The organism is Prevotella pectinovora (assembly GCF_000834015.1).
In the GTDB taxonomy this organism is placed as follows: Bacteria; Bacteroidota; Bacteroidia; order Bacteroidales; family Bacteroidaceae; genus Prevotella; species Prevotella pectinovora.
Genome location: NZ_JXQI01000046.1, coordinates 1 through 11,064 on the forward strand (window position 1 = coordinate 1; position 11,064 = coordinate 11,064).

Annotated in this window: 10 protein-coding genes and 1 pseudogene; 7 read left to right on the forward strand and 4 right to left on the reverse strand. The window is 44.8% G+C overall.

Going from position 1 to position 11,064, the window contains the following annotated elements:
* Positions 1–159: 159 nt before the first annotated feature.
* From ST42_RS05565 to rplT, 4 genes are all read left to right on the forward strand, one after another.
* Positions 160–1,371: an OmpA family protein gene (locus tag ST42_RS05565; protein ID WP_022315892.1), complete on the forward strand. Its 1,212-nt coding sequence runs from the start codon at positions 160–162 to the stop codon at positions 1,369–1,371.
* Positions 1,372–1,646: 275 nt separating this feature from the next.
* Positions 1,647–2,336 (forward strand): translation initiation factor IF-3, encoded by a 690-nt coding sequence (gene infC / locus ST42_RS05570; protein ID WP_044072759.1) that lies wholly within the window; start codon positions 1,647–1,649, stop codon positions 2,334–2,336.
* Between the two features lie 85 nt (positions 2,337–2,421).
* Positions 2,422–2,619, forward strand: a complete 198-nt coding sequence (gene rpmI, locus ST42_RS05575) for a 50S ribosomal protein L35 (RefSeq protein ID WP_022315894.1) — start codon at positions 2,422–2,424, stop codon at positions 2,617–2,619.
* 36 nt (positions 2,620–2,655) lie between these two features.
* Positions 2,656–3,000, forward strand: coding sequence for a 50S ribosomal protein L20 (gene rplT, locus ST42_RS05580; protein ID WP_022315895.1), 345 nt, complete (start codon positions 2,656–2,658; stop codon positions 2,998–3,000).
* A 212-nt stretch (positions 3,001–3,212) separates the two neighbouring features.
* On the opposite strand, the gene ST42_RS05585 is transcribed toward rplT, so the two are convergent.
* The 3 genes and pseudogenes from ST42_RS05585 to ST42_RS05595 all read right to left on the reverse strand — a co-directional run.
* Complete coding sequence (locus tag ST42_RS05585) at positions 3,213–5,348, reverse strand: Tex family protein (protein ID WP_044072760.1); 2,136 nt, start codon at positions 5,346–5,348, stop codon at positions 3,213–3,215.
* Positions 5,349–5,566: 218 nt separating this feature from the next.
* Positions 5,567–6,871, reverse strand: coding sequence for a histidine phosphatase family protein (locus ST42_RS05590; protein ID WP_044065026.1), 1,305 nt, complete (start codon positions 6,869–6,871; stop codon positions 5,567–5,569).
* A gap of 119 nt (positions 6,872–6,990) precedes the next feature.
* Positions 6,991–8,013 (reverse strand): annotated as a pseudogene (locus ST42_RS05595) (RagB/SusD family nutrient uptake outer membrane protein); the annotation flags it as partial.
* A 470-nt stretch (positions 8,014–8,483) separates the two neighbouring features.
* Here ST42_RS05595 and rpsF point away from each other — a divergent pair.
* The 3 genes from rpsF to rplI are packed head-to-tail and all read left to right on the forward strand — an operon-like array spanning position 8,484 to position 9,647.
* Positions 8,484–8,828, forward strand: coding sequence for a 30S ribosomal protein S6 (gene rpsF, locus ST42_RS05600; RefSeq protein ID WP_042520097.1), 345 nt, complete (start codon positions 8,484–8,486; stop codon positions 8,826–8,828).
* A gap of 2 nt (positions 8,829–8,830) precedes the next feature.
* Positions 8,831–9,097 (forward strand): 30S ribosomal protein S18, encoded by a 267-nt coding sequence (rpsR, locus tag ST42_RS05605; RefSeq protein ID WP_042520093.1) that lies wholly within the window; start codon positions 8,831–8,833, stop codon positions 9,095–9,097.
* A gap of 19 nt (positions 9,098–9,116) precedes the next feature.
* A complete protein-coding gene (rplI, locus tag ST42_RS05610; RefSeq protein ID WP_022315904.1) occupies positions 9,117–9,647 on the forward strand; it encodes a 50S ribosomal protein L9 in 531 nt (176 codons plus the stop codon).
* A 1,220-nt stretch (positions 9,648–10,867) separates the two neighbouring features.
* Here the strand turns inward: rplI and ST42_RS14280 are convergent.
* On the reverse strand, positions 10,868–11,064 hold a 197-nt coding region (locus ST42_RS14280; protein WP_231556847.1), incomplete at its 5' end, for a hypothetical protein.

Below are 11,064 nucleotides of genomic sequence, written 5' to 3' on the forward strand. Positions count from 1 at the left end.
GGTGGATATTCTTGCACTATTTTGCGTAAAAAGTTAGCTTGTGCAATAAATTTGTTAAGAAAAGTTTGGCTGTTATCAGAAAAATGTTTTACTTTGCACTTCAAGAATGTAGAAAGATTTTAAAAACTGTATTTATAATTAATTTTAAAGATTAAGAACATGAAAAAATTCTTTACTTTGTGCGCTGCTGCTGCTTTGGCAGTTTCCGCATCTGCTCAGACAGTTACTGAGAGTAAGACTTTTGACAATTGGTACATCGGTGTAAACGGTGGTCTTGCAACAGGTATTCATCCTTCACAGCTCGGCTGTGGCGGTACATGGCTCAAGGATATCACTCCTAACGCAGGTATCCGCGTAGGTCGCTATTTCACTCCTGTATTCGGTCTCGCTGCTGAGAGCAATGTTTATTTCAGCGATCTTCATCATACAGGGCGTACAATGAACAACCTCTTCGGTAACTACACAAATACTCTGGTTAACTCAATCAACACCTCTCTTATCGCTACAATCAACTTCAGCAACTGGTTCGGCGGTTACAAAGGTGAGCCACGTCTCTTCGAGGTAAGCGGCGTTTATGGTCTTGGTTGGGGTCACGTATTCGGTGGCGAGGATCACGATCGTTACTATGCAAACTCTTGGGATTCTGCTGACAAGGTAGACTTCCTGACATCTAAGGCTGGTCTTGACTTCGCTTTCAACCTCGGCAAGGACAAGGCATGGCAGGTATATGTTGAGCCAGCAGTAGTTTGGAACCTCGAGGGCGCTAAGAAGGGCGTTCGCTACGATGCTAACTACGCTGACTTCCAGCTCAACGCAGGTGTTGTTTACAAGTTCAAGAACTCTAACGGTACACACAACTTCACTATCGCACAGGTTCGCGACCAGGCTGAGATCGACGGTTTGAACGCTAAGATCAACGATCTGCGCAACGACTTGAACGGTAAGGATTCTGAGCTCGCTGCTAAGAACCGTCAGATTGCTGACCTCCAGAAAGCTCTCGACGAGTGCAACAGCAAGCCTAAGTATGAGAAGCCAGCTACAGCGACTAACCTCCAGCCTACAGTTATCTTCCGTCAGGGCAAGTCTGTAGTTGATCCTGCTCAGTACGCTAACATCGAGCTCATCGCTCAGTACATGAAGAATCATCCAGAGGCTACTGTAGAGATCAAGGGTTATGCATCTCCAGAGGGTTCTAAGGAGCTGAACCAGAGACTTTCTGAGAAGCGTGCAGACGCTGTTAAGAACATCCTCGTCAAGAAGTACAAGATTGCTGCAAGCCGCCTTACAACTAAGGGAATGGGTGCAACAGACAAGCTCTTCGAGCAGGTTGAGTTCAACCGTGTTGCTACTTTCAACGACAACGCAAAATAATAAGTTGGCTGAATAGCGATTTATTACATACTATGTCCCCGTCACTTCATTGTGACGGGGACTTTTGTAGTATGCTATTCCTTATTTTGGTTTTGTGTTTTTTTTTGACTGTCATTAGGTAAAGTCTCTTTTGTTATATCGTGTAACGACATTTTCATGCGAATTACACTTAACAGAGTGATATTTCGCTATTTATATGTAAAAAAAGAAATGATAATTTTGCAATTTACATTAAAAAGTCGTAACTTTGCAGCCGCTTAACGTAAAATAGTCGAATGAAGAATGACAAAATGAAAAACCAGTACCGCGTGAACGAACAGATTCGCGTCAGGGAAGTGCGAGTTGTTGGAGATGATGGTTCAACCGTAATGCCTACACGTCAGGCTCTTGATATAGCAAGAGACAAGGGCGTGGATTTGGTAGAGATTTCTCCAAATGCCCAACCGCCAGTATGTCGTATCATCGACTATAGCAAATTCCTTTATCAGCAGAAGAAACGTGCAAAGGAACTGAAGGCAAAGCAAGTTAGACAAGAAGTCAAGGAAATTCGTTTCGGACCACAGACCGATGACCATGACTACAACTTCAAACTCAAGCATGCCAAGGAATTTCTCGAGGAAGGCAACAAGGTTCGTGCTTTCGTGTTCTTCCGTGGCCGTTCTATCCTTTTCAAGGAGCAGGGAGAAGTTCTGTTGTTGCGTTTCGCCAACGATCTTGAGGAATATGGCAAGGTGGAGCAGATGCCTGCATTGGAAGGCAAGAAGATGTTCCTCTATCTCTCTCCAAAGAAAGCCGGTGTAGCCAAGAAGAGTCAGCAGAAGATGGATAGAGAGCGCCGTGAAGCTGAGGCCAAGGGTCAGACAAAAGAAGAGGGGGCTACAGAAACTGCTGAGACTCCTGCTAACGGAGGACTCTTCGCTAACGCCAAAAATGGTGCCGATGCTCTGAAGAAGCTCCAGAAGTAATATATAAGAGAAAATAACAGGTGCGTAACGTCTTGGTATATACGTTGCCACCGCATAATAAATAACCATTTAAACATTTAAAAAAATGCCAAAAGTAAAGACAAACTCCGGTGCAAAGAAGAGATTTCGTTTCACTGGTACAGGTAAGATTAAGAGACGTCACGCTTACCACAGTCACATCCTGACTAAGAAAACAAAGAAGCAGAAGCGTAATTTGGTTCACACTGCAATCGTTGATCCTAGCAACGTTAAGCAGGTACGTGATTTGCTGCGTCTCCGTTAATCCTATTGTCTAACATTTTTAAAGTAAGAAGAAACTATGCCAAGATCAGTAAATCATGTTGCTTCAAGAGCAAAAAGAAAAAGAATTTTAAAGCTTACACGTGGTTACTATGGAGCGCGTAAGAACGTATGGACCGTAGCCAAGAACACTTGGGAGAAGGGTCTTACCTATGCTTACCGCGATCGCCGCAACAAGAAGCGTACTTTCCGTGCGTTGTGGATTCAGCGTATCAACGCTGCTGCCCGCCTCGAGAATATGACTTATTCTACTCTGATGGGTGCTCTGCATAAGGCTGGTATCGAGATCAACCGTAAGGTTCTCGCTGACCTCGCTGTAAACAACCCAGAGGCTTTCAAGGCTATCGTTGCTAAGGTGAAGTAAATCATAAGCAATCATAAATCCAAAAAAAAGCTGCATTGCAATTTTCGCGATGCGGCTTTTTTATTGCTCGTTATTCCTGTCTCTACCGGTCAAAGTTGTGGTATATCTTATTTGTTTGCTGGTCTATGTTCTTGCTGAAGAGCACCAATGCCTTGTCTTGACAAAGCATTGATGCTGATTCACGTTAAACTTCCATTATTTGCATAAGGCTATTATATTCCTTTCATTGATAGTGATATGCGATGTCGCTTCTCGTCAACCTCAGCTACTCTTACCATGACATGCTGGTGTAGCTTCACTACTTGTGTAGGGTCGCTGACGTAGCGGTCGGCAAGTTGGGAGATGTGTACCAAACCGTCCTGATGCACGCCGATATCTACGAAGGCACCGAAGTTGGTGATGTTGGTGATAATACCGGGCACTACCATACCCACCTTGAGGTCGGCAATAGATTGTATGCTGCTGTCAAATTCAAATTCTTCAATTTGTTCTCTTGGGTCGCGTCCCGGTTTTTCCAGTTCGCTGATGATGTCAGTGAGTGTAGGTATACCTACTGTGTCTGTCACATAGCGTTTTATGTCTATGCCATCACGCTTCTTCTTGTCGAGAATCAGGTCGCCAACAGAGCAGTGGCAGTCTTTAGCCATCTGTTCTACTATTTTATAGCTTTCAGGATGTACAGCACTGTTGTCAAGAGGATTACGGGCTCCTGGTATGCGAAGGAATCCGGCACATTGTTCAAATGCTGCCGGACCGAGGCGTGGTACGTGTTTCAATTGTGCTCTGCTCTGGAACGGCCCGTTTTTGCGACGATATTCCACTATGTTCTTAGCCAATGCCGGTCCCAGTCCGCTGACGTATGTCAACAGATGGCGACTTGCCGTATTAAGGTCTACGCCCACCGAGTTTACGCAACTCTCCACCGTCAAGTCAAGGCTCTTACGGAGCTTCGTCTGGTCAACGTCGTGCTGATATTGTCCCACACCGATACTTTTCGGATCTATTTTCACTAATTCAGCAAGAGGGTCCATAAGTCGTCTGCCTATCGACACAGCGCCTCGTACTGTGACGTCCTCCATAGGGAATTCCTCTCGTGCTGTTTCAGAAGCAGAATACACAGAAGCACCGTCCTCACTTACCACAAACTGCTTTATTTCATCAGCGAAATGCAGTGAGCGGACGAATGCGGAGGTTTCGCGACTTGCCGTACCGTTGCCAATGGCTATAGCTTCGATACGGTAATCTTTTATCATCTTAAGCATCTGTTGTGTGGCTTGCTGAACCTTGTTTACAGGAGGGTGGGGGAATATGGCCTCGTGGTGTAGCAGATTGCCTTGTGCGTCGAGACATACTATCTTGCATCCCGTTCGGAATCCTGGGTCCACTCCCATAACTCGTTTCTGACCAAGTGGGGCAGAGAGCAACAGCTGTCGCAGGTTTTCTGCAAACACGCCGATAGCCTCCTCATCGGCTTTTTCCTTGCTCAGATTTGCAAATTCCGTTTCTATGGCAGGTTTGAGAAGTCTTTTGTATGAGTCGTCAACAGCTTCGCCCACAAGTGAGGAGCAGCGCCCGTAGCCACGGACGAAGAATCTTTTAAGCCTCTCGGTACATTCATCATCGTCGGCAGATATTGAAATTCGGAGTATACCTTCGCTTTCGCCACGGCGCATGGCAAGCAGACGATGGGATGAGCATCTGCGTAGCGGTTCGGAGAAGTCGAAATAGTCTGAGAATTTCGCAGCCTCTTCACTCTCTGCCTTTGCCTTGACAACTTTCGACGATATTATGGCACCACAGCGGAAAGCCTGTCTCACGGTCTGTCTGCTGCGTTTGTCTTCGCTCACTGTCTCGGCAATGATGTCTTGTGCTCCGCGAATGGCAGCCGCTATATCTTTCACGCCATCTTTAACGAAACGTTGTGCGGCAGCTTCCGGATTGTTTTCTTTTTGCATCATGAGGATTACAGAAAGCGGTTCCAGTCCTTGTTCGCGAGCCATCTGTGCTCTGGTACGACGTTTTGGTTTGAATGGCATGTAAATGTCTTCCAGTTCGTCAGCATCCCAGCAGAGGTCAATGCGCTGTAGCAACGCGTCTGTCATCTTTCCTTGGTCTGTGATGGTCTTCACCACAGTTTCTTTGCGTTTGCTTATTTCTTTTAGCTTGTCGAAGGCGTCGCTGATGGCTGCAATCTTCACTTCGTCGAGACCTCCTGTGCGTTCCTTGCGGTAGCGGCTGATGAAGGGGATGGTGCATCCCTCTTCGAGCAACTGGAGAGTGTTTTCTGTACTTCGGCGACTGATAGATAGCCGGGCGGCTATGATTTCTGAGAATTTTTCAATGTTCATTGTTGTATTTCTTAATCAACTATTCTTTTTGCTTACATGTTAACGGAAAAATATAATAAAGATTGTGCAACGTGTGGAAATTAGTTGTGAATTAAGAAGGTAGTTAGTTGTGAATTAAGAAGGTAGTTTCTCCTTAACCAAAGAAGGCCCGGAGATGATATATTCTCCGAGCCTTTGCGAACATAAAAAACTATTGGTAAGGTGTGTGGTGTGTTGTCTTATTTTCTGTTGGCTACACGTTGTTTGATTTGCTTAAGCCTGTTTTGATAGTAGTTCTTCACGTCAGACCATTTGTAATATGGCCATGAATCGGTGGCTACCGGGATATGGCATTCCTTCTCGTTGTGGAGGAATTTTACGATGATATTGCCTGCCTTGTTGCGGAAGAATACAATCTGAATGTTGCTTGCCATCGGGGTGGCCTTGAAGTCAGCCCAGTGTTTGTAGACCTCTTCTGGTTTCCTTACTTCCACATCAAAACCATCGATCTGTAGGAATGCAAGTAGCGGAATGACGTTTCCGTCGTGGCCGAATCTTAGGTCAGCAGCCATATCGCCATTGCTGATAGCCTTGTCTGCACATTCAAGGATATTCTCAACGAGCGTTGATGCGTTTGCCATTACCAGTCCGTCGCTCATCTGAGGATTGGCATTGCCGATATAGAAGCGGTAGTTCACGCACTGCCACATGTCGAAGAGTTCTTGTGGCGTGAAAATGTCGTAGAACGTCACGTCTTTGGTCTCTATGTCCTGCATGTCAGAAGCAATCCAGTAGAATGCCCATGCGAGTTTCTCCGGATTTACCTGGCAGCGGATAAAGTCGGCATCTGAAAACAGTGAGTTTACGAGGCGAGCAGGTTTCACGTGTTCTGCCTCAAACTTGCGATATTCCTCCACCCAAGGACCAGTCTCACCATGAGTGAATTTGTTTGACTCATCGGTATGGTAATTCAGATATGACATGTTGCGCTCCGTCATTTCGTAGTCGATAGAGAGCTGCGGATATATACCTTTTAGTCCATCGCAGAATGCCGCCATACTCATGGCACAACGGTATACAACAGTGGAACGGGCGAATACACGGCGTTTGCCTCTGAACGCCTCAGGATAGTTGCGGGCCATTCTCTCTGCAATACCTTTGTGCTGTCTGGCTCCCAGTGGAGTGAGGTCTCCGCCCCGTCCGCGTGTTTCTGTGAACACCTTGCGAAGGCGCTGCAGCACGTCCTTTCCGAGCGGTGTTATGCATCCTTCATTTTCAGCCTTCTCAAGCAGTGAGATGGTCATGGTGAAGTCGCCGTCGCCCAAGAGATAGCGAGAACCGTGGCGTCCGTAATGGCTTACGTAGAATGGTGTGTAGCCTTTTGGAGCAGGAGTCTGGCGTGTTGTCACTTCTGGGTATGCGAGATATACGCCTCCCGACTTGTTGAGATCGGCACTGATCTCTTCGAATGATGTCTGTGCCATCGCACCGTTGGCTGCCAAGGCGATGGTCAGTGTGAGTAGTGTGTGTCTGATTGAAATCATGATGTTTGTTTTTAGTTGACGAGTTGACAAGGAGGTTTCCTTTGATTGTCAGAAGAAAAACAATTTCCTTGTCTACTCGTCTACTTGTCTACTTGTTAACTCGTCTGCTTGTTAACTCGTTAATTGGCATAACCGTCGTTCTGCTTCAGCAAAGGCATGTTGGAGAACTCTGTCTGAGGGATAGGGAATACCTTCAGGTAATCCTCTACGTCGGCACCTTCGCGCACGCCGTTCTTCCAATCCCAGTTGCGTCCGCTTGTGAATTTGCCGAAGCGTACGAGGTCGGTACGGCGCACAAGTTCTGTGGCAAGTTCGCGCTGGCGCTCAGCTAGGATGAAATCGAGATTGAGATCGCTCATCTGTATATCTCCCGATACGTCGGAACGAACACCGTCCTTTGCGTATTTGCCAGACATATAGGCGCGTTCGCGTATTTCATTTACATAGCCTAATGCTTCATCCATAGTGCCGTTAGCACCTCTCAGAATAGCCTCGGCGGCTATGAGATAAGCTTCGGCAGAGCGGAACAGAGGGAAGTCGATGGATGAATATGCGTCACCCTGCTCTGGCAGGGAATTGTCACGGTTTACGTTGCGCCATTTGATGTAGCCGTAGCCACAGGTGAAGGTGCTCGTCATGTTGCCTTTCTCGTCCCATGTGTTCTTTGTCTGGTTGGGCAGAGCCGTCATGAACTGTGCTCGCTTGTCCATCTTCTTGTCGCCCCATGTGTCGTTTGGGTCGAATATCACATCCTGGGCGTCGAAAGCGTCAACGAGAGTGGTCTTCGCCCTTACGTTGCCCCATCCGCGAGATCCAACGCCTGTTTTATACAGCTCGTTCATCGGTCCGTTGACGAAAGCCTTTGTGTAGAAGTTCGTTCCGGCTGAGCTTTGTGCTCTGAGTCCGTCCTGAACGAGAGGCCAGATTATTTCGCTACATTTGTCGTTGTCGGCGAGGAAGATCGTACGATAGTCAGGGGCCAAAGGATAAGTACCGTCGTTGATCACCATCTTGGCATATTTGAGAGCATCGTTGTAGCGGTTCTCGCCAGTCCATGATTCTGCGTTTATATACATTCTGGAGAGCAGGAACCATGCTGCCACACGGTCGATACGTCCATACACGTTCTCGCCTGGAGCCTTTGTCGCCTTTGTATAACCGTGATATTATAAAAGTGTCGTCAGCCATATCTTTTATAATTGATTCGTATTATAGTTGATTCGAAGTGAACGTGTGATATTAACTCGTTTTAATTGGATTTTGATAAAGATGTCGCGTGGCAGTATGTTTTATATTGTCTCTTGCCATCTCATAGGCAAAGGTACACGTTTTTCTTGAAAATTATGTCTTTGCAAGCATCTTTTTGGCATTGGAAACTGCCTTGATGGCTGATCGGTGGGAGAAATAATGCCTGAATAATTACTTTATGTATGAAGGAAAGTTAGAATTAACCCTATTCTTAATGGTTATTACATGATAAATTCCCTTAAATAGTATTAGACAATAGTTAACAAGTGTTTAAATGATAGCCGGGTTGTGTATAGTATAAAAATAAAAGTCGTACCTTTGCACCGCATTTTGCAAATTTAATAAATAAACAATTAAAACAATGTTGAATCATTACGAAACCGTTTTCATTTTGACTCCCGTTTTGTCTGATGAACAGATGAAGGAAACGGTCGCTAAATTCAAGACTCTGCTTACCGACAAGGGAGCTGAGATCCTGAACGAGGAGACCTGGGGACTGAAGAAGATGGCTTATGCAATTCAGAAGAAGTCAACAGGTTTCTATTGCCTGCTTGAGTTCAAGGCTGAGCCATCAGTTGTTGAGAAGCTTGAGATTGAATACCGCCGCGATGAGAAGGTAATCCGTTTCATGACAGTTAAGCTTGACAAGTATGCTTCTGAGTATGCTGTCAAGAGAAGAAACAAACTTGGTAAAAAAGAGGAGGCTTAAAAATGGCACAAGAATCAGAAATCAGATACTTGACTCCACCTTCAGTGGACACTAAGAAAAAGAAGTATTGCCGTTTCAAGAAAAGCGGTATCAAGTACATTGACTATAAGGATCCTGAGTTCCTCAAGAAATTCTTGAACGAGCAGGGAAAAATCCTTCCACGTCGTATCACTGGAACATCTCTGAAGTATCAGCGTCGTGTGGCACAGGCTGTAAAGCGTGCACGCCAGATCGCATTGCTTCCATACGTAACTGACTTGATGAAATAATTTAAAGGAGGATTACAGAATGGAAATTATACTCAAAGAAGATATTATCGGCTTGGGATTCAAGAACGATATCGTGAATGTAAAGTCTGGTTACGGACGTAACTTCCTTATCCCAACAGGAAAGGCTGTCATCGCTTCTCCTGCAGCAAAGAAGGTTCTCGCTGAGAACCTTAAACAGCAGGCTCGCAAGCTCGAGGCTATCAAGGCTGAGGCTCAGAAGAAGGGTGAGGCTATCAAGGATGTTGAGATTGTTGTTGAGATGAAGGTCAGCGCCAATGGTGTGACTTACGGATCTGTTAATGCAGCTACAGTTGCTGAGGAGCTCAAGAAGAAGGGCTTCGATGTAGACCGTAAGATCATCACAATGCGCGACGCTAAGAAACTTGGCGACTACGTTGCTACAGTACACTTCCATAAGGATGTGCTCGTTGAAATCCCTGTAAAGGTGATTGCTGAGAACCAGCCTGTAGAAGCACCTGTAGAGGAAACTCCAGCAGTAGAAGAGACTCCAGCAGCTCCAGTTGCAGAGGAGGCTCCAGCAGCAGAGTAATCTGTCAAGACAATTTGCTTATAAGCAATTTTATTATATTCCCGATGATGTGGCAACATATTCATCGGGATTTTTTTGCTTCATATCAAGATATATGAATTTCCCAAAAAATGAAAATGAACTATCAGGTCATATGGCTTTTTGTTATAACATGCTGATATGCCGATAGACTGCTGTCTGATGGTAGCTGTCAAATGCAGGATGGTTCATCGCCATGCTTATACTTCGTTTTCATCCTCTTATACATGTCGGTATATATCAGACGTGATAGTACTTTTGTATATAGAACAGTGTGGTAGGGGAGAAGTCTGGAATTGTGTCCACCATGGGCAATGATCGTGCCCATCATGGGCAACGGTGTTTATTTTAATAATCCAATGTCGATACTTATAGCGAGCAGCATATGGTATGCAACATTTTTGGCATTATTATGTGTAAATTTTTCTTCGTTATGTTTGAAGGAAATATGAAATATTACATTTAACAACCCGTTGGCGGAATTAGATTAGTGCATACTTAATCCTAATGACAGTTTGTGTTAAAATGGGCACGCTGCTTGCCCAAGTGGGGTAACGTGCTTGCCCATCATGGGCAACGTGCTTGCCCCTGTTGGGCAGATTTGCAGTCTAACGTCTGCCCAATAAGCTAATGTTGTAACACCCATATCCCTGATTTCAGGATTCTGCCAACGCATACAATTCCTGTCGTCTGAATTCCTTTCATCTGATAATTCTTTTCATCTGACAATTCTCTTTTCATCTGCAAACCATCCAGACAATAGGCTGACAATTGCCTAGCAGTCAACTGTTTGATTGTCAGAATATTACAACAAAAAACCAGACAATCTGACAGTTTTTCAGAAATTCTCGTTTTTACTGAGAATCAGCGATATGGACAATTTATGCTCATATCGACCAACTTAAATTAATTCCGCCAACGGGTATTTAACAAGCTAATTATATTATAAATAAGGTGAAAATTTTTCAAACATCGAGATATTGTCAATTAAAAGAAAAATATGGAGTTTTTCTACACTTTTTTATCAAAACATTTGGAGGGAAACAGAAAAACATATACCTTTGCATTTGCTTTTGAGAACGAACGCTGTTACAAAACAGTCACTAAGTCAGAAAGGGCAGAGAAAAGAAAGAGTTCTTTGAAAAGATTACAATAAACAGAGAAGTAGTAGTACAAGAAGCAGGCTTCTTTTCCACCTTATATTATATAGGGGTTATGGAGAAAGAAGTTCTGGGTAGAACGAAACCTATCAATTTCTGAAGGTGATACCGAATGATTTTCGGAGGCATTCTGAACAGAGACAAAACGAACTTTCCTTCGGGAAAGGTCATTATAAAGATATTATACAATGGAGAGTTTGATCCTGGCTCAGGATGAACGCTAGCTACAGGCTTAACAC

What these genes read in the sequence shown, in the direction of transcription:
- ST42_RS05565 (WP_022315892.1), top strand. Translation starts at nt 160, where the DNA reads ATGAAAAAATTCTTTACTTTGTGCGCTGCTGCTGCTTTGGCAGTTTCC.
- infC (WP_044072759.1), top strand. Translation starts at nt 1,647, where the DNA reads ATGAAGAATGACAAAATGAAAAACCAGTACCGCGTGAACGAACAGATT.
- rpmI (WP_022315894.1), top strand. Translation starts at nt 2,422, where the DNA reads ATGCCAAAAGTAAAGACAAACTCCGGTGCAAAGAAGAGATTTCGTTTC.
- rplT (WP_022315895.1), top strand. Translation starts at nt 2,656, where the DNA reads ATGCCAAGATCAGTAAATCATGTTGCTTCAAGAGCAAAAAGAAAAAGA.
- ST42_RS05585 (WP_044072760.1), bottom strand. Translation starts at nt 5,348, where the DNA reads ATGAACATTGAAAAATTCTCAGAAATCATAGCCGCCCGGCTATCTATC.
- ST42_RS05590 (WP_044065026.1), bottom strand. Translation starts at nt 6,871, where the DNA reads ATGATTTCAATCAGACACACACTACTCACACTGACCATCGCCTTGGCA.
- rpsR (WP_042520093.1), top strand. Translation starts at nt 8,831, where the DNA reads ATGGCACAAGAATCAGAAATCAGATACTTGACTCCACCTTCAGTGGAC.
- rplI (WP_022315904.1), top strand. Translation starts at nt 9,117, where the DNA reads ATGGAAATTATACTCAAAGAAGATATTATCGGCTTGGGATTCAAGAAC.